This is a genomic window from Pantoea sp. GW821-FHT03E06, from assembly GCF_059420725.1.
This window is the reverse complement of record NZ_JBWKUG010000001.1, coordinates 2,513,234-2,539,810: the sequence shown is the minus strand read 5'-3', so window position 1 is coordinate 2,539,810 and position 26,577 is coordinate 2,513,234. Positions and strand designations below refer to the sequence as shown.

At 54.4% G+C, this 26,577-nt stretch carries 25 protein-coding genes; 20 read left to right on the top strand and 5 right to left on the bottom strand.

Translation table 11 applies throughout. The features are described from left to right. Positions 1 to 60 precede the first annotated feature (60 nt). From AC07WB_RS11905 to AC07WB_RS11880, 6 genes are all read left to right on the top strand, one after another. Complete coding sequence (locus AC07WB_RS11905) at positions 61 to 1,566, top strand: sugar ABC transporter ATP-binding protein (protein WP_400456266.1); 1,506 nt, start codon at positions 61 to 63, stop codon at positions 1,564 to 1,566. Between the two features lie 10 nt (positions 1,567 to 1,576). After that, positions 1,577 to 2,560, top strand: coding sequence for an ABC transporter permease subunit (locus tag AC07WB_RS11900; protein ID WP_097096863.1), 984 nt, complete (start codon positions 1,577 to 1,579; stop codon positions 2,558 to 2,560). 168 nt (positions 2,561 to 2,728) lie between these two features. After that, positions 2,729 to 3,667 (top strand): ABC transporter substrate-binding protein, encoded by a 939-nt coding sequence (locus AC07WB_RS11895; RefSeq protein ID WP_097096864.1) that lies wholly within the window; start codon positions 2,729 to 2,731, stop codon positions 3,665 to 3,667. Positions 3,668 to 3,728: 61 nt separating this feature from the next. Next, positions 3,729 to 4,412, top strand: a complete 684-nt coding sequence (locus AC07WB_RS11890) for a D-lyxose/D-mannose isomerase (protein ID WP_097096865.1) — start codon at positions 3,729 to 3,731, stop codon at positions 4,410 to 4,412. Positions 4,413 to 4,423: 11 nt separating this feature from the next. Further along, entirely contained in the window at positions 4,424 to 5,284 is an 861-nt protein-coding gene (locus AC07WB_RS11885; protein ID WP_097096866.1) for a ketose 1,6-bisphosphate aldolase, read from the top strand. Positions 5,285 to 5,287: 3 nt separating this feature from the next. Continuing rightward, the gene (locus AC07WB_RS11880; RefSeq protein WP_494940556.1) at positions 5,288 to 6,337 is read left to right on the top strand and encodes a carbohydrate kinase family protein; all 1,050 of its coding nucleotides are present in this window, start codon (positions 5,288 to 5,290) and stop codon (positions 6,335 to 6,337) included. On the opposite strand, the gene AC07WB_RS11875 is transcribed toward AC07WB_RS11880, so the two are convergent. Then, on the bottom strand, positions 6,274 to 7,020 hold the full coding sequence (locus AC07WB_RS11875) for a response regulator (protein ID WP_494940555.1): 747 nt from the start codon (positions 7,018 to 7,020) through the stop codon (positions 6,274 to 6,276). The genes AC07WB_RS11880 and AC07WB_RS11875 overlap by 64 nt on opposite strands. A gap of 404 nt (positions 7,021 to 7,424) precedes the next feature. Between AC07WB_RS11875 and AC07WB_RS11870 the strand changes: the two genes are divergently transcribed. After that, positions 7,425 to 8,723, top strand: coding sequence for an NCS2 family permease (locus AC07WB_RS11870; RefSeq protein ID WP_345829194.1), 1,299 nt, complete (start codon positions 7,425 to 7,427; stop codon positions 8,721 to 8,723). A gap of 340 nt (positions 8,724 to 9,063) precedes the next feature. Next, positions 9,064 to 9,480: a hypothetical protein gene (locus tag AC07WB_RS11865; RefSeq protein WP_494940554.1), complete on the top strand. Its 417-nt coding sequence runs from the start codon at positions 9,064 to 9,066 to the stop codon at positions 9,478 to 9,480. A 50-nt stretch (positions 9,481 to 9,530) separates the two neighbouring features. Here AC07WB_RS11865 and AC07WB_RS11860 read toward each other — a convergent pair whose 3' ends face one another. After that, complete coding sequence (locus AC07WB_RS11860; RefSeq protein ID WP_494940553.1) at positions 9,531 to 10,979, bottom strand: AMP nucleosidase; 1,449 nt, start codon at positions 10,977 to 10,979, stop codon at positions 9,531 to 9,533. 429 nt (positions 10,980 to 11,408) lie between these two features. Here AC07WB_RS11860 and AC07WB_RS11855 point away from each other — a divergent pair, with 429 nt between their 5' ends. The 7 genes from AC07WB_RS11855 to AC07WB_RS11825 all read left to right on the top strand — a co-directional run bounded on the left by AC07WB_RS11855 (position 11,409) and on the right by AC07WB_RS11825 (position 18,280). Further along, the gene (locus AC07WB_RS11855) at positions 11,409 to 12,524 is read left to right on the top strand and encodes a branched-chain amino acid ABC transporter substrate-binding protein (protein ID WP_345829199.1); all 1,116 of its coding nucleotides are present in this window, start codon (positions 11,409 to 11,411) and stop codon (positions 12,522 to 12,524) included. An 82-nt stretch (positions 12,525 to 12,606) separates the two neighbouring features. Next, on the top strand, positions 12,607 to 13,521 hold the full coding sequence (locus AC07WB_RS11850) for an ABC transporter permease subunit (protein WP_097096871.1): 915 nt from the start codon (positions 12,607 to 12,609) through the stop codon (positions 13,519 to 13,521). A gap of 10 nt (positions 13,522 to 13,531) precedes the next feature. Next, on the top strand, positions 13,532 to 14,812 hold the full coding sequence (gene livM, locus AC07WB_RS11845; RefSeq protein WP_097096872.1) for a high-affinity branched-chain amino acid ABC transporter permease LivM: 1,281 nt from the start codon (positions 13,532 to 13,534) through the stop codon (positions 14,810 to 14,812). After that, positions 14,805 to 15,680 (top strand): ABC transporter ATP-binding protein, encoded by an 876-nt coding sequence (locus tag AC07WB_RS11840; RefSeq protein ID WP_494940552.1) that lies wholly within the window; start codon positions 14,805 to 14,807, stop codon positions 15,678 to 15,680. The genes livM and AC07WB_RS11840 overlap by 8 nt, the downstream gene beginning before the upstream one ends. Beyond that, complete coding sequence (locus AC07WB_RS11835) at positions 15,673 to 16,422, top strand: ABC transporter ATP-binding protein (RefSeq protein ID WP_400456248.1); 750 nt, start codon at positions 15,673 to 15,675, stop codon at positions 16,420 to 16,422. The genes AC07WB_RS11840 and AC07WB_RS11835 overlap by 8 nt, the downstream gene beginning before the upstream one ends. A gap of 120 nt (positions 16,423 to 16,542) precedes the next feature. Then, positions 16,543 to 17,955, top strand: a complete 1,413-nt coding sequence (locus AC07WB_RS11830) for an EmmdR/YeeO family multidrug/toxin efflux MATE transporter (protein WP_494941070.1) — start codon at positions 16,543 to 16,545, stop codon at positions 17,953 to 17,955. A 157-nt stretch (positions 17,956 to 18,112) separates the two neighbouring features. Continuing rightward, a complete protein-coding gene (locus tag AC07WB_RS11825; RefSeq protein ID WP_345829205.1) occupies positions 18,113 to 18,280 on the top strand; it encodes a hypothetical protein in 168 nt (55 codons plus the stop codon). A gap of 99 nt (positions 18,281 to 18,379) precedes the next feature. On the opposite strand, the gene AC07WB_RS11820 is transcribed toward AC07WB_RS11825, so the two are convergent. The 3 genes from AC07WB_RS11820 to AC07WB_RS11810 form a co-directional block, all read right to left on the bottom strand. After that, complete coding sequence (locus AC07WB_RS11820) at positions 18,380 to 18,892, bottom strand: TIR domain-containing protein (protein ID WP_494940551.1); 513 nt, start codon at positions 18,890 to 18,892, stop codon at positions 18,380 to 18,382. A 61-nt stretch (positions 18,893 to 18,953) separates the two neighbouring features. Further along, positions 18,954 to 19,790 carry a macro domain-containing protein gene (locus tag AC07WB_RS11815; protein ID WP_494940550.1) on the bottom strand — a complete coding sequence of 279 codons (837 nt, stop codon included), beginning with the start codon at positions 19,788 to 19,790 and terminating at the stop codon, positions 18,954 to 18,956. 933 nt (positions 19,791 to 20,723) lie between these two features. Then, entirely contained in the window at positions 20,724 to 21,683 is a 960-nt protein-coding gene (locus tag AC07WB_RS11810) for a LysR substrate-binding domain-containing protein (RefSeq protein WP_097096877.1), read from the bottom strand. Between the two features lie 169 nt (positions 21,684 to 21,852). Between AC07WB_RS11810 and AC07WB_RS11805 the strand changes: the two genes are divergently transcribed. The 5 genes from AC07WB_RS11805 (at position 21,853) to AC07WB_RS11785 (ending at position 26,571) form a co-directional block, all read left to right on the top strand. Further along, positions 21,853 to 22,803 carry a branched-chain amino acid ABC transporter permease gene (locus AC07WB_RS11805; protein WP_097096878.1) on the top strand — a complete coding sequence of 317 codons (951 nt, stop codon included), beginning with the start codon at positions 21,853 to 21,855 and terminating at the stop codon, positions 22,801 to 22,803. Between the two features lie 82 nt (positions 22,804 to 22,885). Further along, positions 22,886 to 23,917, top strand: a complete 1,032-nt coding sequence (locus tag AC07WB_RS11800; protein WP_320204513.1) for a branched-chain amino acid ABC transporter permease — start codon at positions 22,886 to 22,888, stop codon at positions 23,915 to 23,917. Next, a complete protein-coding gene (locus AC07WB_RS11795) occupies positions 23,914 to 24,708 on the top strand; it encodes an ABC transporter ATP-binding protein (protein ID WP_494940549.1) in 795 nt (264 codons plus the stop codon). Before AC07WB_RS11800 ends, AC07WB_RS11795 begins: the two co-directional genes overlap by 4 nt. Then, entirely contained in the window at positions 24,674 to 25,396 is a 723-nt protein-coding gene (locus tag AC07WB_RS11790) for an ABC transporter ATP-binding protein (protein ID WP_097096881.1), read from the top strand. Before AC07WB_RS11795 ends, AC07WB_RS11790 begins: the two co-directional genes overlap by 35 nt. Positions 25,397 to 25,419: 23 nt before the next feature. Continuing rightward, a complete protein-coding gene (locus AC07WB_RS11785) occupies positions 25,420 to 26,571 on the top strand; it encodes a branched-chain amino acid ABC transporter substrate-binding protein (RefSeq protein ID WP_097096882.1) in 1,152 nt (383 codons plus the stop codon). Positions 26,572 to 26,577: the final 6 nt, after the last annotated feature.

The following is a 26,577-nucleotide window of genomic DNA, read 5'->3' as shown; positions in this document are numbered from 1 at the left end:
ATTTTCCATTTATCTGGGCAGGCTTTACTCGCTGCAACCTTTGCCAGCAGGAGCCTCTCAATGGACGGCACACCGATACTCTCGATGCGTGGTATCACCCGGCGCTTTGGCAGTTTCTATGCGCTAAAGGGCGTCGACCTCACGGTCTGGCCCGGTGAAGTGCATGCGCTGATGGGTGAAAATGGCGCAGGCAAAAGTACTTTGATGAAAATTCTGGCCGGTGCTTATACCGCCAGCAGTGGGGAAATTCTTATCGACGGCCAGCCTTATGCGATTAAAGGCCCTAAAGAGGCGCTGGCGGCGGGCATTACGCTGATTTATCAGGAGATCAACCTGGCACCCAATCTCACGGTGGCGGAGAACATCTTTCTCGGCAGTGAAATCACGCGCGGCGGGCTTGTGAAGCGTCGCCAGATGGCGGAGGAGGCGCAGCGGGTGATCGATCGGTTGGGCGCACAGTTCAATGCCACCGATCTGGTGAGCCGTCTCAGCATTGCCGAGCAGCAGCAGGTGGAAATCGCCCGCGCGCTGCACCGTAACAGCCGCATCCTGGTGATGGATGAACCTACCGCGGCGCTCTCCAATCGCGAAACCGAACAGCTGTTTGCGCTGATTAAACGTCTGCGCAGCGAAGGCATGGCCATCATCTATATCAGCCACCGCATGGCGGAAGTGTATGAGCTTTCAGACCGGGTGAGCGTCCTGCGCGACGGCGAATATGTGGGCAGCCTGACGCGCGAACAGCTCAACGCCAGCGAGCTGGTGCGCATGATGGTGGGCCGTCCGCTCAGCGACCTGTTCAACAAAGACCGCACTATTCCGCCTGGCGACATTCGCCTGGCCGTCAATCACCTGGGCGACAAACATAAAGTGCATCCCAGCAGCCTGGTGGTGCGCGCCGGCGAGATCGTCGGCCTGGCGGGATTGGTCGGTGCCGGGCGCAGCGAGCTGGCGCAGCTGATTTTTGGTGTGCGTAAACCCAGCAGCGGCGAGATCTGGATCGATGGCGAAAAGGTGCAGATTCACTCCCCGCGCGATGCGATTGCGCGCGGCATCGGTTTTCTCACCGAGAACCGTAAAGAGCAGGGCCTGTTTCTCGAGCTGGCGGCGCAAGACAACATTGTGATGGCGACGCTGGAGCGTGATGCCAGCTACGGCCTGCTGAACCGGCGCAAAGGGCAGAAGATCGCCAGCGAAGCGATCGATTCGCTCAACATTCGCGTGCCGCACGCTCAGGTGCGGGCCGGTGGTTTATCCGGCGGCAATCAACAGAAGCTGCTGATTTCACGCTGGGTGGCGATTGCGCCCCGCATCCTGATTCTTGACGAGCCGACGCGCGGCGTGGATGTCGGCGCTAAGAGCGAAATCTACCGCATGATGCAGCAGATGGCGCAGCAGGGCGTGGCGATTTTAATGATCTCCAGCGAGCTGCCGGAAGTGGTGGGCATGAGCGATCGGGTGTATGTGATGCGCGAAGGTTCTATCGCCGGTGAGCTGAGTGGGGCAGAGATTAGCCAGGAAAACATTATGACACTGGCCACCGGCGCACAGCCGGTTCAGGCCTGAGGAGACCGCAATGACCAGTGAAACCGCACGCGTAAAAAGCCCGACGCTCAAGCGCGCGTTAATGAGCGACCTGCTGCAAACCGTCGGCATCCTGCCGATTCTCATCCTGATCGTGGCGGTGTTTGGCTTTGTCACGCCGAACTTCTTCACCGAGGGCAATCTGCTCAACATCACACGTCAGGCTTCGATCAATATCGTGCTGGCGGCGGGCATGACTTTTGTGATCCTCACCGGCGGCATCGATTTGTCAGTGGGATCGATGCTCGGCACCACGGCGGTGGTGGCGATGGTGGTATCGCTCGATCCGGCCTTCGCGTCGCTCACTATCCCGGCGGCACTGGGAGCCGGGCTGATTATGGGGTTGTTCAACGGCGTTCTGGTGGCGTGGGCAGGGCTACCGCCCTTTATTGTTACGCTGGGTACCTATACCGCGATGCGCGGCGCGGCCTATCTGCTGGCCAACGGCACCACGGTGATTAACTCCGACATCAATTTTGAGTGGATAGGCAACGGCTATCTCGGGCCGGTACCGTGGCTGATCGTTATCGCCTTTGCGGTGATTGCGCTGTGCTGGTTCATTCTGCGTCGCACCACGCTGGGCGTACACATCTACGCGGTAGGTGGCAACGTGCAGGCGGCGCGCCTCACCGGTATCAAAGTTAGCGTGGTGCTGCTGTTTGTCTACGCCATGAGCGGCTTGCTGTCCGGACTCGGTGGGCTGATGAGCGCCTCGCGCTTGTATAGCGCCAACGGCAACCTCGGCGTCGGTTATGAGCTGGATGCGATTGCAGCGGTGATCCTTGGCGGCACCAGTTTTGTCGGCGGCATCGGCACCATCACCGGTACGCTGATTGGTGCGCTCATCATTGCCACGTTGAATAACGGTATGACGCTGATGGGCGTCTCCTATTTCTGGCAGTTAGTGATTAAGGGCGCGGTGATCATTATCGCGGTGCTGATCGATAAGTATCGCACCCGGCATCACGTGGGTTGAGATTGTGCGTGCTGGCCCTCACCCCAGCCCTCTCCCGCAGGCGGGAGAGGGGGCCGCCCGAGCAAGCTGAAATTTCAAAGTCCGCTCCACCTAATCATTCCCTCTCCCGCTGGCGGGAGAGGGCTAGGGTGAGGGTAAAAAACCAAAAAAAGCAGGAGAACATCGACTATGCGTTTTAATCCGATTGTAACCGGGCTGCTGGCGGCGACGCTGTTCAGTGCTGGCGTGGCTCAGGCAAAAGAACTGAAATCTATCGGCGTGACGGTGGGCGATCTTGCCAACCCGTTCTTCGTGCAGATCACCAAAGGCGCAGAGCTCAAGGCGCGGGAGCTGGCGGGCGACAAGGTCAATGTGACGCTGGTGTCCAGCGGCTACGATCTTGGCCAGCAGGTGGGCCAGATTGATAACTTTATCGCCGCCAAAGTGGACATGATCATCCTTAACGCCGCCGATTCCAAAGGCATTGCGCCGGCGGTGAAACGTGCGCGTGACGCCGGCATTGTGGTGGTGGCGGTCGACGTGGCGGCTGACGGCGCCAACGCAACCATTACCTCCGATAACACCGCCGCCGGGGCGATGGCGTGTAAATACATCTCCGATCGCCTGAAAGCCAAAGGCAACGTGGTGATCATCAACGGGCCGCCGGTCTCTGCGGTGCAGAACCGTGTCGAAGGCTGCATGAACGAGCTGAAGACTCATCCTGATATCAAACTGCTCTCTTATAACCAGAACGCTAAAGGCAGCCGTGAAGGTGGCCTGGAAGTGATGACCGGCCTGCTATCTGCTAATCCGAAGATTGATGCGGTATTCGCCATTAACGATCCCACGGCGATTGGGGCTGATTTAGCCGCGAAACAGGCGCAGCGTAACGAGTTCTTTATTGTTGGCGTCGATGGATCGCCAGACGGTGAAGAAGCGCTGAAACGCAAAGGCTCACTGTTCGTCGCGACGCCGGCGCAAGACCCGCAGGTGATGGCAGCGAAAGCGGTCGAGATCGGTTACGACATTCTGCAGGGTAAACCAGCGCCGGATAAGCCGGTGTTGATCCCTGTGACGATGATCGATCGTAATAGCGTAAGCAGCTACAAGGGCTGGACGGTGAAATAATCCCGAGAGATGTAGGGTCGCCATTCATGGCGACCTGAACCCCGAAACGCGAGGAGCTTTCATGCAACGCTCTGAAGTGAATGCAATTTTACAACGTACCCGCGAATTTTTTATACGTCAGGATGTGCATCTGCCGCCGTGGGCCGATTTCGGCCTCGCGCAGTGGCGCGCGCTGGATAAACAGGCCGCCGATGAACTGCTGGCGCTGCACCTCGGCTGGGATGTCACCAGCTTCGGTGCCGACGATTTTACGCAAACCGGTTTAACCCTGTTCACCCTGCGCAACGGCTCGCGCGGCGGCCGGCCGTGGGGCAAGCCCTATGCCGAGAAGATCATGCATGTGCGCGAAGGGCAGATCACGCCCATGCATTACCACCCGCAAAAGATGGAAGACATCATCAATCGCGGCGGCGGCAATCTGATCGTCACGCTGCATAACCGGGCGGGCAATCAGCTGGCCGATACGGCGGTGAATGTCACGCTGGATGGCATCCGCCAAACCCATGCCGCCGGTTCGCAGTTACGCTTATCGCCCGGCGAAAGCGTCACCTTGCTGCCGGGCATCTGGCACAGCTTCTGGGGGGAAGAGGGCTACGGCGACGTGCTGGTGGGTGAAGTCTCAATGCCCAACGACGACGAGCATGACAATGTTTTTCTCACGCCGCTGGCGCGCTTTAATCCGCTTGATGAAGATGAAGAACCGCGCTGGCTGTTGTGTAACGACTATCACCGCTGGCTGGCATAAAGGAGCCCATCATGGCACTGATTTCCCTGGCGCAGGGGTTAACTCATGCGCAGCAAAACAGTTACGCGCTCGGCGCGTTCAACGTCCTCGACACGCATTTCCTGCGGGCGCTCTTTCAGGCGGCAGAGCAGCAGCGCTCACCGTTTATCATCAGCATCGCCGAGGTGCATTTTAAATATGTCAGCCTTGAACATCTGGTGGCGGCGGTGCGCACCGAAGCGGCGCTGCACGACATTCCGGTGGTGCTGCATCTCGATCACGGCCTGCATTTTGAGGCGGTGATGCAGGCGATTCGTCTCGGTTTTACCTCGGTGATGTTTGATGGATCGACGCTCAGCTACGACGAAAACGTGCGCCAGACGCGCGAAGTGGTGAAGATGTGCCACGCGCTCGGCGTGTCGGTGGAAGCGGAGCTCGGTGCGGTGGGCGGCGATGAAGGCGGTGCGCTGTTTGGCGAAGCTGACAGCGATAAATTCACCGATCCGGCGCAGGCCGCTGACTTTGTCCGCTCAACCGGTATTGATTGCCTGGCGGTGGCGATTGGCAACGCACACGGCAAATACAAAGGCGAACCGAAGCTCGATTTCGACCGGCTGGCGGCGATTCGTACCACGGCGGGCATTCCGCTGGTGCTGCACGGCGGTTCAGGGATCAGCGATGCTGACTTCCGTCGTGCCATCAGCCTTGGCATCAACAAAATTAACTTCTACACCGGCATGTCGCAGGCAGCGCTGGGCGCGATTGAAACGCAGATTAGCCAGCGCGATGCACGCTATGACGCCTTTGCCGAGCTGTTGATGGCGGTGGAACGTGATATCGCCAACGTGGTGGCGCAGCAGATGCAGGTGTTCGGCAGCGCCGGGAGGGCCTGAAAGATGGCGCGTAATGGCATCATCGGGGCGGGCAGCATGCTGGTGGACCACGTACAGCGTATCAGCCACTGGCCGGAGCAGGGCTGGCTGACGGAAATTCATCACAGCGAAAAATGCAGCGGTGGGGCGGCGCTCAATGTGCTGTTTACGCTGGCGCGCATGCAGGTGAATTTGCCGCTGGCGGCCGTGGGTATGGTCGGTGAAGACAGCGATGGCGAGTATATTGTGCAACGGCTGGACGAACATCACATCGATCGTCAGTTTGTGCAGCAAACGCGCCTTAGCAGTACCGCGATGACCCAGGTGATGACCGCGCCGGATGGCCAGCGCACTTTCTTTCACGCGCGCGGCGCGAATGCACAGCTCGACCTGGCACATTTTGCCGCCGTTGTGACGCCTCACCGCATCTTCCATCTGGGATATTTGCTGTTGCTGGATAGTCTCGATGTGCCCGACGACGACTATGGCACGCGCAGCGCACGTTTATTGGCGCAAATGCAGCAGCGCGGCTACCTCACCTCACTCGATCTGGTCTCGCGCGCGGGGGAATATCGTCCGCTGGTGCTGCCCGCGCTGCGTTGGCTCGATTATCTGGTGATCAATGAGCTGGAAGCGCAATCGCTGACCGGTGTGCAATTACGGACAGCGCATGGTCTTGCTGCGCCGGAAGCTTTCGCTGTCGCTGCGGCATGGCTGATGCAGCAGGGCGTGCGTCAGCGTGTGGTGATCCATGCACCGGAGGGCGCGTGGGGACAGCAAACCAATGGGGAAGGGCGCTGGCAGCCAGCGTGGTGCTTAACGCCAGAAGAGATTGTGGGCAGCGTGGGGGCGGGCGATGCGTTCTGCGCTGGCGTGTTGTATGCCAGCCATGAAGGCTGGTCGCTAACGGAAACGCTGAAGCTGGCGCATACCTGTGCCAGTTTTAATCTGCATGCCGCAAATGCGCTGGACGGCACCCGGCCACTGGCCGAGATGCAGCGCTGGATGGATCAGGCGATCTGCGTTTCGCGCGCCGAAGAGGCTGGTCGCATGACGTCGGCGGAAAAAACGTAGCCGAGTCCGCGGATGGTGCGGATAAGGCTGGGCTGATGCGGATTGGCTTCGATTTTACGCCGCAGCCGCATGATCAGCACATCAATGGTGCGATCGAAAACGTCGAGGCTTTCGCTGTGCGTCAGCTCCAGCAGTTGATCGCGGGTTAACACTTTACGCGCATGTGCCACCAGCGCGCGCAATAGCGTGTACTCGCCCTGGGTAAGCGGCACACTTTCACGTTGCGGATTAAAGAGCTGGCAGCGCGCATCATCCAGGCGCCAGCCGTTAAATTGCCAGCCCTCATCCTGCCGAATTTCCGGCTGCGCCAGCCGCCCGCAGCGACGCAATGCGGCCCGCGCACGCGCCACGACCACGCGCGGATTAAACGGCTTGGCGATGTAATCGTCCGCCCCCATCTCCAGGCCTACCACCATATCTGCTTCCGAGCCCATGCCGGTTAACATGATCACCAGCACATCGGGACGCTGCCGCTGCATCTGTTGCAGCACCAGCAAACCATTGGTATCGGGCAGCATCATATCCAGCATCACCAGCGAGATTTCCGGATGCAGTGCCAGCAGCGTGAGCGCATCTTTGCCCTGATGGCAGCTGTAAACAGTAAAAACATGTTCATTTAAGACGTCATGCAGCAGTTCGCATATCGCACGATCGTCATCGACCACCAAAATCGCGGGCTTCATGGGGGCGCCTCTTTTGTTACGAAAGGGTTAAAAGCAGTGTAACCCGACGTTTTTTGCTTGCTGAAACCAGCACCAGAAACGTGAGCGCCATCGCCTGTGACAGTACGAAAGCGTGCTGTGCAGCACCATTTTGCCGTCATCATCGCGGGGAAGGAAAACGATTGCGCGGCAGCGGTGCAATGCACCATAATCGCGCCTCGTTATGGTTCAGAATTATCTTAGCCCCACAGGTAATCAGAAACGTAATCGATTGCGTACGAGGCTGGCATAGCTATTGCTATTAGAGACAAGGGTAAGCGGAAGATTTCACTCAACGCCGCTTGGCCTTCACTACAAAAATAAACATGTAAACCACATTGGCAAGTGAGAACGCGCATTGGTGCCGACTCCGCTCATGAGAGATGATGATGTTAGAAAAACTCTTCAAATTAAAAGCGCATAACACAACGGTCCGCACGGAAATCATTGCGGGTATCACGACCTTTCTGGCGATGGCCTACATTCTGTTTGTTAACCCGAGCATCCTCGGCGCAACCGGCATGGATAAAGGCGCGGTCTTCGTTGCAACCTGTCTGGCGGCGGCGATTGGCTGTGTGCTGATGGGCCTGATCGCTAACTACCCGATTGCCCTTGCACCGGGCATGGGCCTTAACGCCTTCTTCACTTATACCGTGGTTCTGCACATGGGATACACGTGGCAAGTCGCACTGGGCGCGGTGTTCTTGTCAGCGGTGATTTTCTTTGCCATGTCGCTTTTCAAAATTCGTGAGTGGATTATTAACAGCATTCCGCTGCCGCTGCGTGCGGGTATTGGTGCTGGCATCGGCCTGTTCCTGGCGATTATTGCCCTGGAAGGCGCGGGTATCGTGGTGGACAATCCGGCAACGCTGGTTGGCCTGGGCGATTTGACCAAACCTGGCCCGCTGTTAGCGCTGCTTGGCTTCTTTATCATTGTGGTGCTGGAAGCGCGTCGCGTAACCGGCGCGGTACTGATCGGCATTCTGGTGGTCACCTTCATTTCTATGGGTATTGGCCTGACGCCGTTTGGCGGTGTGTTCTCCGCGCCACCCTCCATTGCGCCGACCTTGATGCAGCTGGATATTGCTGGTGCGTTTAATGTGGGCCTGGTGAGCGTGATTTTCGCTTTCCTGTTTGTGGATGTGTTCGATAACACCGGCACTTTGCTGGGCGTGACCAAACGTGCAGGATTAGCGGATGAGCAGGGCAACGTGCCGAAAATGGGCCGTGCGCTGATTGCCGATAGCGCCGCTGCACTGTTCGGTTCGCTGCTCGGCACCTCAACCACCACCAGCTATGTGGAATCTGCTGCAGGCGTTAGTGCCGGTGGTCGCACCGGTTTGACGGCGATTGTGGTAGCTATCCTCTTCCTGCTCAGCCTGTTCTTCTCGCCGCTGGCGGGCAGCGTACCGGTGTATGCAACGGCACCTGCGCTGCTGTTTGTGGCGGTATTGATGGCCTCGGGTTTAGCGGATATTGACTGGAAAGACATCACTACTGCGGCGCCAGTGACCGTGACGGCGCTAACCATGCCGCTGACTTATTCCATCGCCAACGGTATTGCCTTTGGCTTCATCACCTGGACCGTGGTGAAACTGCTGAGTGGACGCACCAAAGAGGTGAATCCGGCGCTGATTATTCTGTCAATTCTGTTTGTCATCAAACTGGGTTGGCTGAGCGCATAATGGTTATTTAACGGAAGCCCGTTCGGGCTTCCGTGTCTGTGGTTGCAATCCTCTGCTTATTTTCTGCGTGACACCTCGCAATCCCTTTTGATGTTCACTTCTCTTCCCTCTCGGGTCGGCCTAGGCTGTGCGTGTTGTTTAATCCTGCCCTGTAAAATAGTGCTGTGAATGGCGGGATCGTGGAATGTTAACGCTGCGCAAATCTGTTTCACTGGCTGGGTGGTGGACGGATTGAAAGAAAGCGATGGAGAAGGATTCGGTGATGGATTACCCCATTAGCAATACAACTCGTGTGTTCCGACCGCTAATTTTTGACCTTGGTAACAAAGGAGATCACCAAATGGAACAATTAACCAAACGGGTTGAACAGCTGGAAAAAACTACCCAGCAGATTCAGATGGATGTGGCTGTGCTAACCGCGCGTTCAGAACATTTTTCTACCAAGGCGGATATCGAAAAGGTTCGAGCCGAGCAGGGGGCAATGCGTGTCGAGATTATGGGCGAGCTAGGGGCGCTTGAACAACGTATCGATAAAAAGTTTGAGCGGATGGAAGAGAAATCCGAACTGAAGTTCGACAAAATAGATGCGCGGTTCGCAAGGATTGATGAGAAGTTCGAAAGAGTTGATCAAAGATTCAATCAGCTGGAAGAAAAAATATCTGCCTTTAACAACAGTCTTACCTGGAAAATCATGTTACCGACTTGCCTTCTGGTGTTGGCGTGGTTTGTTCAGAATATTGTTTTGAAGATGTCATGACGCGCTTTACTGCACTGTTCCGGCCCCACAAGGGCCGGAACTCATCATGATTATCTAAACGGTGGCTCGTTGAAGGTTCTGAGCTTCCTTGAGTGCAGCTTATCGCCCTCGGCACGCAGCAGTTCCACCGCGCAGATGCCGATCTGCAGGTGCTCAGAAATCGCCCCTTCATAGAAGCGGTTTGCCTGGCCAGGCAGTTTGATCTCGCCGTGCAGTGGTTTATCTGATACGCACAGCAAGGTGCCATAAGGTACGCGGAAGCGGTAACCCTGCGCGGCGATGGTAGCGCTCTCCATATCGACCGCCACGGCGCGGCTCAGGTTGAAGCGCAGCGCAGAAGCGGAGTAGCGCAGCTCCCAGTTGCGGTCATCGGTGGTGACGACCGTACCCGTACGCAGGCGCTGCTTAACCTCTTCGCCCGGCATGCCGCTCACCGCTTTGGTGGCGTCATACAGCGCGCGCTGCACTTCGGCGATGCTTGGGATCGGGATATCCGGCGGCAATACACTGTCGAGTACGTGATCGTCACGCAGGTAGGCGTGTGCGAGGACATAATCGCCAATGGTCTGGCTTTCACGCAGGCCGCCGCAGTGGCCAATCATCAGCCAGGCGTGAGGGCGAATCACTGCAAGATGATCGCAGATGGTTTTAGCATTGGATGGACCCACGCCGATGTTCACCAGCGTAATGCCGCGACGATTCGGTGACGTCAGATGCCAGGCGGGCATTTGGTGTTTCTTCCACGCCAGATCGGACATCATCGCCGTTGGGTCTGGTGTCTCGGCGGTGATCACCACCTCACCGGCACAGGCCAGGCTGTCATACGGCGTGCTGGGATCCTGCACTTGCTCAATGGCCCAGCGTACGAATTCATCTACGTAGCGTGTGTAGTTGGTAAACAGCACGAACGGCTGGAAATGCTCAACGCTGGTGCCGGTGTAGTGACGCAGACGTGCCAGCGAGAAATCGGTGCGCAGCGCATCGAAGTGCGACAGCGGGAAAATGGCATTGGCGTGGAACAGGCCGTCTGCCGTTTCATCGCCAATCTGCGACAGTTCGGTGGTGGGGAAATGGCGCGCGATGCTGGCGCTCATGGAGCGATCGAGCGACAAACCGTCGATCACATACGGATAAGGAATCTCCTGCTGTGATGGCCCCACTTCAATCTGCACGTCATACTCCTTCTCCAGCATGTGCAACTGCTCGCTAAGGTAGTGACGCAGCAGCGCCGGGCGCGTGATGGTGGTGCTGTAGCTGCCCGTATGGGTGAAGCGTCCCCAGGCGCGGGTGCGATTTTTCTGCGGGCCTTCGCCCAGCCAGGTGATACGCAGCTGCGGATAAACAAACAGGCCTTGTTGGCGTGCGGCTTCATCCGGCACTTGTCCGGTCGCCGTGAAATCGCGAATGGCGTTGCGCAGGGCGTCAACCGCCGCATCATAAAGATGCTCTAATTCGTCCAGCGCTTGCTGGCTGCTTAATCCGTTCCGTTGCGTGTTCATAGATTCTCCTTCAGGAAACGTGGACCGTTTTCACCAGAGCATAGCGGATAAACCCCTCACGACGATGAAGAATCTGTGATCAACCGCATTCTGCACCATCGCGGTGCTGGTGTGTGGCGTAACCTTGGCTATGTTTATGATCAGCAGGGATGTAACATCGCGTGTCTCCAGTCCTGGCGCGATGCCAATGCAAAAACCGCCCGCGTTATAATAAGTTGGCGAGATTATTGCTTGATTTTCAACCGTAGCCTTAATGAACCTATGCTGTTGAGCTCAGGGCGCACATTGATGCGTGACTGAAAGCAGATCGCCATGAGTGGCGATCTCAGGGGATTTTATTGGCCGCACGCTGTTCCGCCGAAGTTTCAGAAATTGATTTCTCCCAGGCCGTGGTATGGCTCCGTTCCTGACCCGTTGAGGATTGAAAGCATGTCTTTGAAATTCATAAAACACCCAATGAAGGTGGCGATTGCAGGTTGTTTAAGCGTGGCTTTTTACGCTCAGGCAGATATTAAAATTGGCGTGGCCGGTCCTTTCTCTGGGCCCAATGCGACCTACGGCGCGCAATACTGGAAAGGCGCCAGCCAGGCAGCGGAGGACATCAATGCCGCCGGCGGCATTAACGGTGAGAAAATCGTGCTGGTGCAGGGGGACGACGCCTGCGAGCCAAAACAGGCGGTCTCTGTCGCTAACCGCTTAGTCGATCAAGACAAAGTGATGGCGGTAGTGGGCCACTTCTGTTCCTCATCCACCATGCCGGCGTCGGAAGTCTATGATGAGGCTGGCGTGCTGGCGATTACGCCTGGATCTACCAACCCGCAAATCACCGAGCGTGGTATGAAAACCATGTTCCGCATGTGTGGTCGTGACGACCAGCAGGGCGCAATTGCCGCCGACTACATCATTGATAAGCTCAAAGCCAAAAAAGTCGCGATTATTCATGACAAGGACACCTACGGTCAGGGCTTAGCGGATGCCACGAAAGCCTCGCTGGAGAAGCGCGGCGTAAAAGAGGTGCTGTATGAAGGGCTTTCGCGGGGTGAGAAAGATTTCAATGCGCTGGTCACGAAAATTGGCGCGCTGAAACCTGACGTGGTCTATTTCGGCGGATGTCATCCGGAAGCCGGTCCGTTGGTACGCCAGATGCGTGAGCAAGGCGTGAATGCTGCCTTCTTCTCCGGCGACTGCATCGTCACCGAGGAGATGGTGACGGCGGCAGGCGGCCCGCAGTACACCAAAGGGGTGTACATGACCTTTGGCAACGATCCGCGCACCATTGCCGATGGCAAAGCGGTGATCGAGAAATTCCGCGCCGGCGGTTTTGAGCCCGAAGGTTACACCTTATATGCCTATGCTTCCGTGCAGACGCTGGCAGCCGCGTACAAAGCGGCCGGTAAAGATAACGCTAAAGCCAGCGACTGGCTGAAAGCTAACAGCGTGGATACCGTGATGGGCAAAAAAGCGTGGGATACAAAAGGCGACCTCAAAGTCTCGGATTACGTCGTTTATCAGTGGGATGACAAAGGCAAATACCACCAGCTGTAATCTGCCACGCGGCCCCGCACGTTGCGGGGCTATTCGCGATTGAGCGTGAGGTGTGCGCTCCCATTGAGTACGAGACGAGATTATGGACGCCTTCTTCTTACAGCAACTGATTAACGGTTTAACGCTGGGTGCGGTTTATGGCTTGATCGCCATCGGCTACACCATGGTTTACGGTATCATCGGCATGATCAACTTCGCCCACGGCGAGGTGTATATGATCTCCGCCTATCTGTGCGCAATTGGCTTATCGCTCCTCAGTTTCTTTGGCATTCACTCCTTTCCGCTGCTGATTTTCGGCACCCTGATCTTCACCATCATTGTTACGTCGGCCTACGGCTGGGCGATTGAACGTATTGCCTATCGGCCGCTGCGTAACTCAACGCGGCTTGCACCGCTGATCTCGGCGATTGGCATGTCGCTGATTTTGCAAAACTATGTACAGCTTAGCCAGGGACCGAATCAGCAGGGGATTCCAACGCTGCTGACGGGCGTGCTGCGCATGGAGATTGATGGCGGCGTGGTGCAAATCACCTGGACTAAAATTTTCATTCTGATCGCGGCCTTGTGCGGCATGGCGCTGCTAACGTGGGTTATCCAATACACCAAGCTGGGGCGAATTTGCCGCGCGGTGCAGCAGGACCGGCGCATGGCATCGATTCTCGGGATTAATACCGATCGGGTGATCTCGCTGGTTTTTGTCATTGGCGCGGCGATGGCCGGATTAGCTGGCGTGCTGGTCACTATGAATTACGGCACTTTTGATTTCTACGCCGGATTCATCATTGGCATTAAAGCCTTCACGGCGGCGGTGCTCGGCGGCATCGGTTCGCTGCCGGGCGCAATGCTGGGCGGATTGCTGCTCGGCGTGGCGGAAGCGCAGTTCGCTGGCATGGTGAACTCGGATTACAAAGATGTGTTCTCGTTTTCGCTGCTGGTGGTGATTTTGATCTTCCGCCCGCAAGGATTGCTGGGACGGCCGCTGGTTGCGAAAGTGTGAGGACGTTTTGATGAAGGCAATGACGCAAAATCCGCTGCGCCAGGCGCTGCTCGACACGCTGCTGGCAGGACTGGTGGCGCTGGTGGTCTTTGGACCGATCGTTGGCGTAGTGCTTGATGGTTACAGTTTCACACTCTCACCGCAGCGCGTGGGGCTGCTGGTGGCCGTGGTGATGGCGGGACGCTTGCTGTTTAGCGTGTTTATCCTCGCCCCCTTTGGCCAGCGCGTTATGCGTAAGTTTGCCGGCGGGGATGATGGCGTTTACGTGCGCGATCCCGGCTACCGCTCGCGCCTGCGCTGGATTCTGCCTCTGCTGCTGATCGTGGCGCTGGCCTTTCCGTTTCTTTCCAGTAAATACCTGCTGACGGTGGCGATTCTTGGCCTGATCTACGTGCTGCTCGGGCTGGGTTTAAACATTGTGGTGGGGCTCGCCGGGTTGCTCGATTTAGGCTATGTCGCCTTCTACGCCATCGGCGCGTACGGCCTGGCGCTCGGCTATCAATACCTTGGATTGGGCTTCTGGAGCATGCTGCCACTCGCCGCGCTGCTGGCCGCTTTTGCCGGTGCGCTGCTGGGATTTCCGGTGCTGCGCATGCACGGTGATTATCTGGCGATTGTTACGCTCGGCTTCGGTGAAATTATCCGCTTAGTGCTGACTAACTGGCTCTCTTTTACCGGAGGGCCGAACGGCGTTTCTGTACCGTCGCCAACCTTCTTTGGCCTTGAGTTTGGTCGGCGCGCGCGCGAGGGTGGCGTGCCGTATCACGAGTTCTTTCATGTCACCTACAACCCAAATATGAAGTTTATTTTCATTTACGTGGTGTTGGTTCTGGTGGTGCTGCTGGTGCTGTGGATCAAACATCGCCTGACGCGCATGCCGATTGGCCGTGCCTGGGAAGCGCTGCGCGAAGATGAAATTGCCTGCCGCGCCATGGGGCTCAATCACGTATTAGTTAAGCTTTCCGCCTTCATGCTGGGTGCTTCCACCGCGGGCATTGCCGGAGTATTTTTTGCCAGCTATCAGGGCTTCGTTAATCCTACGTCATTCACCTTTTTTGAATCGGCGCTGATCCTCGCCATTGTGGTACTCGGCGGTATGGGCTCGACGCTCGGCGTGGTGTTGGCGGCGTTTGTCCTGACGGTGGCGCCCGAACTGTTGCGCAGCTTTGCCGAGTATCGCGTGCTGCTGTTCGGCATGCTAATGGTGCTAATGATGATCTGGCGGCCGCGCGGCCTGGTGCGCACCGCACGCGTCGGTGTGCCGTTACGCAAAGGAGTGCGCCATGAGTGATGCCATCCTGCAAGTGACCAACCTGATGATGCGCTTCGGCGGCATTAAGGCGTTGAATGATGTTAGCCTGGCGGTGGAGCGCGGATCGGTGACCTCACTGATTGGCCCGAACGGCGCAGGCAAAACCACGGTCTTCAACTGCCTGACCGGTTTTTATCGCGCGACGAGCGGGCGCATTGTGCTCAATGCCAACCAGCGCAGCACCGATGTGATTCAGGTGTTGGGACAAAAAATTCATGCAACAGACTTTATCCATCCGGCACGGCTCGGCTCGCGTCTCTGGTACAAGATGTTTGGCGGCGCGCATCTGGTGAACCGCGCCGGGTTGGCGCGCACCTTCCAAAATATTCGGCTATTTCGTGAGATGTCGGTGATTGAGAATCTGCTGGTGGCGCAGCATATGCAGGTCAATCGCCAACTGCTGGCGGGAGTACTGAACACGCGCGGCTATCGCCAAGCGGAAAATCGTGCACTCGATCGCGCTTTCTACTGGCTGGAAAATGTTGATTTGGTCTCCAGTGCTAATCGGCTGGCGGGCACACTCTCTTATGGTCAGCAGCGCAGGCTGGAGATTGCGCGTGCCATGTGTACACGACCAGAATTGATTTGCCTGGACGAACCGGCGGCGGGGTTAAATCCAGTGGAGACTGAGGCGCTGAGCCAGATTTTGCATCGCCTGCGCGCCGACCATCGCATCAGCGTACTGCTGATTGAGCACGACATGCCGATGGTGATGCGCATTTCTGACCACATCGTGGTGCTGGATCACGGTGACGTGATTGCGCAGGGCACGCCGCAGCAAATTCGTCACGATGCCAAAGTGATTGCCGCTTATCTGGGGGCAGAAGAGGAGAGCGACCATGGCTGAACCGATGCTGGCGTTTGAGCAGGTAGATGTGTTTTACGGTCCGCTGCAGGCATTGAAACAGGTTTCATTAACGGTTAATCAGGGCGAAACCGTGGCGCTGATTGGCGCCAACGGGGCGGGTAAATCGACCCTGCTGATGTCGATCTTTGGCCAGCCGCGCATCGCCAGCGGCGAGATCCGCCTACGCGGCGAAGCGATCAGCCAGCGCTCAACCCATTTTATCGCCGCCAGCGGTATTGCGCAGGCGCCGGAGGGGCGCCGCATTTTTCCCGATATGACGGTAGAAGAGAATCTGCTGATGGGCACCATCGCCATTGGCGAACGCTTTGTTAAGGAGGATAAAGATCGCATGTATCAGCTGTTTCCGCGCCTGCTGGAGCGGCGTAAGCAGCGCGCCATGACGCTCTCCGGTGGCGAGCAGCAGATGCTGGCGATTGCCCGCGCGTTGATGAGTCGCCCCAAATTATTGTTGCTGGATGAACCCAGTCTTGGGCTCGCGCCGATTGTGGTAAAGCAGATTTTTGCCATCCTGCGCGAGCTAACACAGCAGGGAATGACGCTGTTTCTGGTGGAGCAGAATGCCAGGCATGCGCTGCAGCTGGCGGATCGCGGTTATGTGATGGTCAATGGCGAGATTCGTCTCAGCGGAAGCGGGGCCGAGTTGCTCAATAACGACGACGTGCGCAGCGCCTATCTGGGAGGTGCAGCCGATCCTGCGGTGGTGGCGACAAAAAGTTTGTAATAATGATTAAATGGTGATGGGAAACACTTTGCATATTTGTCAGTGGCCTATCATCATTATTACTCTTCTTCCTCTCCAAAGTGATTTGGAAATCCCTTGCAAAATCCTGGCGTAGTAATGATGCGGGCGGTTAGAAATACGGCGTGGTATCCCAAACGTCGCTCTTATCGCACGTTGTTCTGGCGTGAAATTACCCCCTTAGCCGTGCCGATCTTTATCGAAAACCTCTGTGTGATGCTCATGGGTGTCCTCAGTACCTTTTTGGTGAGTTGGTTAGGCAAAGAAGCCATGGCGGGCGTGGGTCTGGCCGACAGCTTCAATATGGTGGTGATCTCCTTCTTCGCGGCAATCGATCTCGGTACCACGGTGGTGGTGGCGTTTAGCCTGGCCAAGCGCAACGGTAAGCGTGCGCGCGCGGCGACGCGTCAGTCGCTGGGACTGATGACCGCGCTGGCTTTTGTGCTGGTCATCGCCATTGAATTCTGGGGACACCTGATCATTGATGTGATTGCCGGCAGCGCGGATCCCAAAGTGAAAGAGCTGGCGCTGAGCTATCTGCAAACTTCGGCGTGGAGCTATCCAGCGGCGGCGATTGCGCTGATTGGCAGCGGTGCACTGCGTGGTGCGGGCAACACTAAAATCCCGATGCTGATTAACGGCGGCATGAACATTCTCAACATCGTGATCAGTAGCGTACTGATATACGGCTGTATGGGTTGGGAAGGATTGGGCTTTGTCGGCGCCGGATTAGGGCTAACCATTTCACGCTATATTGGTGCGGCGGCGGCGATTTACGTGCTGTATCGCGGCATTGCTCCAGCATTGAAAATTTCCATCGCCAGCTATTTTCGTCGCTGGGATCGCAATATTCTGATGGAAGTGTTGGGCATTGGCGTTCCCGCCAGTATCGAATCGGTGCTGTTTAACGGCGGTAAATTGCTGACGCAGATTTTTGTCGCTGGTATGGGCACCAATGAAATCGCCGGTAACTTTATCGCCTTCTCGATTGCTTCGCTGATCAACCTGCCGGGCAATGCCCTCGGATCGGCCTCAACCATCATTACGGGACGAAGGCTGGGGCTTAATCAGGTGATGCAGGCGGAACGGCAAATCAAACATGTGTTCTGGCTGGCGATGATCGGACTGTGTTCGCTGGCGTTAATCACCGTGCCGCTCGCCGGAACCCTGGCGCAGTTTTATAGCCGCGATCCGGAAGTCATCTCGGTGACGAAACATCTGATTTGGCTGAATGCCGCCTTTATGCCGATTTGGACTGCTTCGTGGGTGCTGCCCGCCAGCCTGAAGGGCGCACGCGATGCGCGCTACACCATGTATGTGTCGATGTTCAGTATGTGGGGCGCACGCGTGGTGGCCGGGTATTTCCTCGGCATTGTGCTGGGCATGGGCGTGGTGGGCGTGTGGCTCGGCATGTTCCTCGATTGGACGGTGCGCGGCCTGTGCTTCTGGTGGCGTTTAAACAGCGGCAAATGGCTGAACAATTACCATAAGATGATGGCCAAAAGCAGGGAATAGGGGGATTTCCTCCGCTGGCGATGGATTTGTAGAGTGCGCATTGATGCGCACTTTTTTTATATGCATCAGCTGGCAAAGAAGCGCACAACTAATCGTTTTGGTTATATGGCGGGATGAGGTTTACTGTCAGCGTCAATCAATTACGGAGACGCTGACCATGAAAAATTTCTTGCAGCAATGGTTTAACCAGCTACTCAACGGCGCGACCAAACCCGCAGAAGAGCGCGAGTTCGATCTCAGTAACCACATCGATCTACTGATTCCGCTTAGCCAACTGTATGGTGTTGAATTCCATCCCTCGGTGTATCGCTACTATGAGAGATGAGCGCTTACATCATGTAATGCGCTACAGCTACTGGAATGAACTGTGCGCTGAGGAATAGAAAACCCGCTGTTAGGCCAGCGGGTTTTTTTATGTGCGGCATTAACTGAACGCGTTTTTTACAGCCTGATAATCCCAATAGTAGGTACCATCCCTCAGGAAGCACATAGCAACGTGAGTACCTGTATTCCGTATGGCATCAGGGCATTTATCTTTATTAACAGAGGCCGCGTTGTAAAGCACGATGATTTCAAGATTATCCTTTATTGCTTTCTCACACTCATACTCGATGTAGCTACGGTGATCTACCGACCGCCCTTTTGAACAAGAGCTTGTCCAACTACGGTAACTCGCGCAATACTGACAACGGCCACTTCGGGCCGTTTTAGTATTTTTTCCAACAATAAGCACAAATTTTTTTGATGAATTAAATCTTGTTGCCAGTGAGGATTTGATACTGCAGTTTAAACTGCTGTCGCGGGCTTGTGTTAAGTCATGTGCATCGGTAAAAGAAAGACCCCAATGTTTACTCTTATTCCAGAGATGTAACTGTTCGATGGCGTCTTTATCGCCATCCCATTCGCCCGCAATATAGGTTCTGGTACGGTATACCATAAATAATCACTCCTTTGTTATTTTGAATACATCTCGCTTAACCAGAGCGTTAAGCTTTACGCTACAATCCATTTCTTGCTGACTGGAGGTCAAATAAGTTGATTTGGCTGATCTTGTCTTTATGAATCATGATGGTTAATTTTGCGGGGTGTTTAAAGCGCATTTCACTCACTCGGAAAGTCCAGAGCATAATTTTCAATAGTTCTTCATCATTGATCCGCTTGTGTCCCTTTATTCTTGTGATGCCTGACCCAAAAATAGGCACCGTGACGCTTTTCTGGGCATACACACGATTAACGCTATCCCAAAAATTAATCAGAAACGCCAGGTATTCAGGCATTGATAAATGGGCTTCATTAAATTTATTAAACCGGGCAAAAGCCGTTAACAGATAATCGTCCCAGACGCAGATGGTTCCAAGCTTATAACTTTGATTTTTACCTGATAATCTAGTGGTATTAAGCGCGGCAACATCCTCCCTTGCATAGGCATAATTATCAATGTGTTCATCCAGTTTTTCTCGCGAACAGGAGAGATGCTCAGTAATAAACTTACCGTTGAGACTTTGACGTGCGATGACGATATCATCTACCTTCGTATCAAAGTACTCGTTAAAAGCAATCGCCTTGAGACCTTGCTCCGCAAAAATATCACCCGTTTTAATCGTTACCGTGCTGCCTTCAACGGTCAAATTAATTGTTCTAAGCTTATTCGCCCTGAGCCAGATGAAAAGATAAACCAGGATTAATAGGATAATGCATGTCACGCCTGCGATATCTTTATATTCTAGCGGGATATCCTTAAATAAAACTACCGCAGCGATGCAACCAGTAATAGCTGAAGCATAGTTACAAAAATCGCTTCTCACTTTTGCATCAAAAAATCTGACTTTTAACATATCCGACTTTCCTTTGTTATGAGTGGTATCCTTAATCCCTAAGGCTCATTCGCAATTGAAAGTAAACGTGAGACAGCCAAAAATCCACATAAAATATACGTGTTTAATTAAAAGTATGATCCAGCGACAGGTAATTTTGAAAACCTGGGATTTTTTTAAGTTGTTGATAACAGTTTTGTATCTTCACGCTGTCGGAAACCACAATGCAAAAAGCCCGCTTAGTTTCCTAAGCGGGCTTCTCTAAATATGGCTCCTCTGACTGGGATCGCCTTTGCCAGTAACTGGCTAATAAGTAAGCTAATGCTGAAAGCTCTCCCTGTCAAGACCACCAGAATGACCACCAATCGAAGCAGTTTCTACAAACTGATGTGTGCGGCCTCGTGCATTTGGTGATCGCTACTATTGTCACTGACGTCCCAAGTAATAGATAACAACGTCAGTTTGTAATATCGGGTTGTTGACCCTGCCCCCGAATATGATCCAGGCATAACCGGCTTCATGTCAGCTGCAATCAGTCGGCAGACCCTTGCGGCGTCGCCTGCGTTTTACACCCCAGCCGTTAAGGTTACAAATGCGGTATACCCGCTTGTTGTCTAATCAGTCAATATCAGGGGCAGATGGGGTCTTGCTTACGGCAAAGTTTCAGGGCCGTAACCCCGGGTTCGGCCTCGCGGACAATATTGATGACATTATCGTCGGAAAAGGATTCTTCATGAGGATGTACTCATGTGACGGATGAAGATATTGCTAACCTTGCGGTGTGTTAATCAATGGGAAGCAGGTCAAGAGAGGCTGCCATTACCGATGGCGCGGTTGACTTGATTTCACAAACGTTTCGAGGCTTATAGAATTCATGTCACACATAGGTTGATCATCATATAATGCATCGTGTATGTAGGTATAATCTTGTCAGCTGCGCTGACAACCTGTGAGTTATTTAGCGTTTATTATCATTTGATTCATCTCTGAACCCTTTGCTTCACCGTACAACCATCTCTGCAGTAATCGACTGTCTTCAGACAGATCCATATTCTGTCGAGTACATAAATAATAGTCCCTGCCATCATCGATTTCGTGGTCGAAAAGCTTCACCAGTTCGCCTGATGCAAGAAAAGGGGCGATCATCGGCTCCCTCAACAGGCCACATCCCAGACCTGCGCGCACCGCAGCCAACGTCAGTAACCCATCTTCAAAGATGGGACCCTCTTTCCTGAAATGCGTGATATCGAGACTGTTGAACCACTGCTGCCATGCATTCCTCTCCTCATCATGCACTTTTTTTGTTTGTGCCAGGATTTCAGGAGTATCGATATAGCCATGTGTGCGTAAAAAATCCTTGCTGGCAACTGGCACCATTTTCCCGGAGATCAGCTTTTCTGCATTGTATCCCGCCCATTGTCCGGTACCGAAGCGAATAGAAAGGTCAGAGGCATCGCTGTGATAATTACGGTGATTGGCATACACCACGTTAATTTCAATTTGCGAATGGATATTCGAGAATTTAGGCAGTCTGGGAATAAACCAACTCATGCCAAAAAGGGGAATCAGGCTGATAGTCACTTTGCGTGAGGGATTTTGCTCCATGATATGCCCTGTCGCTTGTCGGAGTACCGAAAATGCAGAACGAATGGAGCGATAATATTCCCTGCCCGACGAACTAAGAACCAGCCGGCGGCCTTGGCGATCGGTTAGCGGCAGCTGCAAAAAGTTTTCCAACACGCGAAGCTGATGGCTCACCGCGGAAGGCGAGATATTTAGCTCTTGCGCCGCTGCACTCAAGCTACCTAAACGCGCGATGGCTTCGAACACACGTACAGCGCGTAAAGGTGGATCATCCGAAAACGCTGTATGTGATGCGAAATCATCATCGATTGATTGTTCTGTTTTTCTCATATAAACCACTATTTCTCAGCGGTGGAAACTCTCTAGTTGAAAATAAGTTAACTTAAATCATATGGTTATAGGTAATTAATTTTGCCATAAGTAAGAATATATACGTATTTTACAATTTTGCTCAGTTATCGGATGTTAAGCGCGCAACAGCTAATTCCGGATAACTACTGTGGATACATTTATACAACAACTGATTAATGGCCTGATGCTTGGCAGCATTTATGGCCTGATAGCGCTTGGATACACCATGGTGTACGGAATTTTGCGCATCATTAATTTTGCACACGGCGACATTTTGATGACTGGGGCACTGACTACCCTGTCTGGGATGCAGTTGCTTACTCAACATTTCCCACACTTAAATGCACTGGTCGTACTAACGATTGCCACTCTGCTGGCAATGGGTGTTTGCGCGCTACTAGCAATGGGCATTGAGCGCTTTGCTTACCGCCGCTTGCGCAATGCTCCGCGCCTGGCACCGTTGATCAGTGGTATTGGCCTTTCTGTCCTGCTCCAGACCTGCGCGATGATCATCTGGAGCCGCAATCCGCTGATGTTCCCGCAAGTTTTATCGATGGATCCGATAGCGATCACCGCCGGTGATGCACAGCATCCCCCTGCCATTATTACTGTTACCGGTATTGTCACCTTCCTGCTGGCCTTAAGCGCCATGGCAGGGTTGTGGTTGCTGGTGGGGTTTACTCGGCTGGGGCGCGGTATGCGTGCCGTTGCTGAAAACCCTCGCGTAGCCAGCCTAATGGGCGTCAACCCAAACCGCATCATCACGTTGACCTTTGCCATCGGGGGTGTTTTCGCCGCTTTAGCAGGAGTCATGATGGCAAGTAACTACGGCAATGCCGGATTCTCGATGGGATTCTTACCGGGAATTAAAGCCTTTACTGCTGCGGTTCTGGGTGGGATTGGCAATATTCGTGGTGCCATGGTGGGCGGAGTGCTGCTGGGTATTATTGAATCGCTGGGCGCGGGCTATCTGGGAGAGCTAACGCATGGCGTCTTTGGCAGTAATTATCAGGATGTTTTTGCTTTCATTATCTTAATTCTGGTGTTGGTGTTCCGACCAGCAGGGTTGTTAGGCGAACGCGTGGCACAGCGTGCCTGAGGATAAGACTATGAGCGCTATTTCATTTGAAAATGTACCCAAACGCCGCCTCAATTCAGGCCTGTTATTACTGATCGCGGGCATGCTCATTGCGCCTTGGCTTGCATCTGCCACGGGTGGTAATTACTGGGTCAGGGTGATTGATTTTACTCTGCTCTACATCATGTTGGCATTAGGGTTGAATATTGTGGTGGGCTTTACGGGCCTGCTGGATATGGGGTTTATTGCCTTTTATGCCGTGGGTGCCTATCTCGCGGCGCTTCTGGCGTCACCGCATCTTATGGATGCCTTTCCCGCCTTGCAGTCCATGTTCTCCCATGGCATGCATACCTCCTATTTGTGGCTGGTGCCGTTAGGCGCTTTTGTTGCGGGTATCTGCGGCATTCTGCTGGGCGCACCCACGCTGGGATTACGTGGTGACTATCTGGCGATCGTCACACTGGGGTTTGGTGAAATCATCCGTATTTTGATGCGTAACCTCGATCGTCCGGTCAATATCACGAATGGTGCAAAAGGCATTTCAGGTATTGATTCCCTGAATCTGTTTGGCCTGAAATTCAGTGGCACTTACCACCTGCTGGGCCAAAAAATTCCGGCACTCTATTTATGGTATTACCTTTTCGCGCTGCTCATCGCGGTCATCATCTTTATCTGTTTACGGTTGCAACATTCGCGCATTGGCCGCGCCTGGCACGCAATTCGTGAAGATGAGGATGTGGCGCGTGCCATGGGTATCAACGTCCGTAACTTCAAGCTGCTGGCATTTGCGCTTGGGGCGTCATTCGGTGGCGTAGCCGGGGTGATGTTCGCGTCTTTCCAGGGGTTTGTCTCACCGGAGTCGTTTACGTTGAACGAGTCAATCGTGGTTCTCGCCATGGTGGTCTTGGGCGGAATTGGGCATGTGCCGGGCGTCATTCTTGGTGCAGTGTTGCTCTCTGCATTGCCCGAAGTACTGAGAAGCCAGGCGATTCCATTGCAGCAGGCACTGTTTGGTAGCGTGATCATTGAACCGGAAATTTTACGTCAGCTGTTTTATGGACTGGCGCTGGTACTGGTGATGCTGTTCAGGCCGCATGGCCTTTGGCCGGTGCGTCATCCGGGGGTGGCATCATGAATCTGCTGAGCGTGCGTCATTTGCATAAACACTTTGGCGGTATTAAAGCGGTTGATGATGTCAGCCTGAACGTTAAGGCGGGCGACATTTATGGGCTAATTGGGCCGAATGGTGCTGGCAAAACCACCTGTTTTAATCTCATCACCGGGTTATACCGAGCTGACAGTGGCGAATTTGACCTTGCGGGAAAACCCTATACCCCGCAAAGAATAGAAAAAGTCACGCAAGCGGGTATCGCGCGTACTTTTCAGAATCTGCGTTTATTCAACGAGATGAGCGTGCTGGAAAACGTGATGATCGGCAGGCATGTCCGGACACGTAACGGTTTGTGGGCCGCTCTCTCCCGCCATCGCCGCGCGCGTGCTGAAGAGCGTGAGACCGAAACACTGGCATGGCAGTGGCTTGAATACACCGGTATTGCTCAGTTTGCCCACTATCGCGCTTGCGACCTGGCTTACGGCCATCAGCGCCGGTTGGAAATCGCCAGGGCGTTGGCATCGGATCCCAAACTGCTGGCGCTGGATGAACCCGCAGCGGGCATGAATGCGGCAGAAAAAGTCGCGCTAGGTGGTTTGCTGCGCCGCATTCGGGACGATGGTAAAACGCTGCTGATTATTGAGCACGATGTGAAATTGATGATGGGATTGTGCGATCACATCTCGGTACTGGACTACGGCAAAGTGATTGCATCTGGCCATCCAGAGACGGTGCGTCGCCATCCTGCGGTGATCAAAGCTTATCTGGGAGGCCATGCACATGTCAGAGTCTGCGTTACAGATCAAGGATCTTAGCGTGCATTACGGCGGCATACAGGCCGTACGAAGCATCAATATAAGTTTGCAGCCGGGAGAGCAGGGCACGCTTATCGGCGCGAACGGCGCAGGTAAAAGCTCCACTGTACGCGCTATCTGCGGTTTGCAGCCTTACTCCGGCGAAATTTTCTGGCAGGGGCAATCCATCAAAGGTTTGCATCCCAATGAGTTGGTCCAAAAAGGCATTGTGCTGGTACCGGAAGGACGCGGAATTTTTACGCGCATGACAGTGCTGGAGAATCTGCAAATGGGAGCCTGGCACCGCCGTGACCGCACCCATGTTCGCCACCACATTGCGCAGCTAATGGAACAGTTTCCTCGCCTTGCTGAACGAAAACAGCAGTTGGCTGGGCTGCTTTCCGGTGGGGAACAGCAGCTTTTAGCGATTGCCCGAGCACTGCTCAGCAATCCGAAATTACTCATCCTGGACGAACCCTCCATGGGGCTGGCGCCCATCATGGTGGAGCGCATCTTCGAGGTTATCCACTCTCTGCGTACCACTGGCATCACATTACTGCTGATCGAGCAAAACGCGCGGTTGGCCTTGCAAGCCACCGACCACGCTTGGGTGATGGACAGTGGAACCATACCCTATCAGGGGCGCTCGGATGCGTTGCTGAACGACGATCGTATTCAACAAATTTACTTGGGCGAATTGCCCATTTAACTTCACCAACATCAGGGAACACTATGAAAACAATCAAAATGAGTACCATCAGCACTGCACTGCTTCTGGCGGGTATGACTGCTTCGGTGCCTGTACATGCTGACGAAACCATCCTGATCGGTCTGGCGGGCCCACTCACGGGACCTTCAGCGCGTATCGGCAAGGATTTGGAGAACGGTGCTCAACTGGCGATCGATGATGCCAATAAAGCGCACCCGACCGTGGGTGGTAAAGCTGTGACCTTCAAATTGCAGTCGGAAGATGATCAGTCTGATCCACGTGTTGCGGTTGCCGTTGCACAGCGCTTAGTTGACAGCGGTGTGGCCGGGGTGGTGGGACACTGGAATACAGGAACCAGTATCCCTGCCGCGCGGATTTATCATGATGCTGGCATCGCGCAGGTAGCCCCGGTCGCCACAGGGCACGCCTACACGCAGCAAGGCTTTGATACCAGCTTCCGCGTCATGGGTCATGATGATGATGGCGGTAACTATGCAGGTCAGTATGCAATTAAAACGCTAAAAGCGAAGCGTATTGCAGTCATCGACGATCGCACTGCTTTTGGCCAAGGGCTGGCGGATGAGTTCATCAAATCGCTGGAATCGCAGGGCGTCAAAATCGTTGACCGCCAGTATGTGGACGATAAAACTGTAGACTTCAGTGCAGTACTTACGGCTATTCGTAGCAAAAATGCTGACTTGGTGTTTTTCGGAGGCGTTGACAGCCAAGCCGCACCGCTGGCGCGCCGCATTAAACAGCTTGGCATGAACGCAACATTAATGGGTGCGGGTGGGTTTGTTAGTCAGACCTTCCTGACACTGGCGCAAAAAGAAGGGGACGGTGTTGTTGCGCTGGAGCCGGGCTTACCGGTAGATCAAATGCCGGGTGGTAAAGGCTTTGAGCAAGCTTACCAGTCTCGCTATCACACTCACATTGAACTGCATGCGCCATTTGCCTACGACGCTACACGCGTGTTGATTGCTGCGATTGAAAAGGCCAATTCTGTGGATGCAAGCCAATACCTGCCGGTACTGCGTAACATCAATTTTTCCGGCGTGACCGGACAAATCGCCTTTGATGCGCAAGGCAACCTCAAAAATCCATCCTTCACTGTTTACAAAGTCGTGAACGGTAAATGGCAGCCACAGACCGTCGTGGGTGGTGCTGCGAAGTAACGGGAG